We start from the raw sequence: 837 nt of genomic DNA on the forward strand, positions 1-837 counted from the left end.
CTCATCGCCGTCGGCCAGCTCAAGCACCTGCTGGGCGTCTCCGCCTCCGGCGAGAACCTGCTGCACCTGCTGCCAGAGCTGCTGCAGGCACTGCCACAGACGCACTGGCCCACCCTGATCATCGGCCTGCTCAGCCTTGCCTGGCTGGGATGGGCCAGGGGCTACCTCAAACAGACGCTGCAACGCCTCGGGCTGTCGGCGCAGCTGGCCGGCAACCTGGCCAAGGCCGGGCCGGTGCTGGCCATCGTCGTCGCGATCATCGCGGTCAGCCTGCTGCACCTGCAGCAGGCCGGGGTCAAGGTCGTCGGCAGCGTGCCCCAGGGCCTACCCGGCCTGACACTGCCGACGCTGAACCTGGAGCTGGCCGTGCAACTGCTGCCGGCCGCGCTGCTGATCAGCCTGGTGGGCTTCGTCGAGTCGGTCTCCGTCGGCCAGACGCTGGCGGCGAAACGCCGCCAGCGCATCCAGCCGGACAACGAGTTGCTCGGCCTGGGAGCGGCGAACCTTTCCGCAGCCTTCAGCGGCGGCTTTCCCGTCACCGGCGGCTTCGCTCGCTCGGTGGTCAATTACGATGCCGGGGCGCAAACCCCCATGGCCGGCGTGTTCACCGCCATCGGCATCGGCGTCAGCGTGATGCTGCTGACGCCCCTGCTGCACGACCTGCCACAAGCGGTGCTGGCAGCCACCATCATCGTCGCGGTACTCAGCCTGGTGGACCTGCGATCGCTGCGCCATACCTGGCGTTACTCGCGCCAGGATGGCGCAGCGCAGGCCGCGACCCTGTTCGGCGTGCTGCTGATCGGTGTCGAAGCCGGCATCCTCATCGGCGTCGGCCTG

At 69.2% G+C, this 837-nt stretch carries 1 protein-coding gene; it reads left to right on the forward strand.

The genetic code is table 11. From position 1 onward, the window contains the following. Window positions 1-837: SulP family inorganic anion transporter (locus J0A65_RS24435; protein WP_269814708.1), on the forward strand; the 837-nt coding region annotated here is incomplete at both ends.

It is taken from the genome of Bowmanella yangjiangensis (genome assembly GCF_017255015.1).
In the GTDB taxonomy this organism is placed as follows: domain Bacteria; phylum Pseudomonadota; class Gammaproteobacteria; order Enterobacterales; family Alteromonadaceae; genus Bowmanella; species Bowmanella yangjiangensis.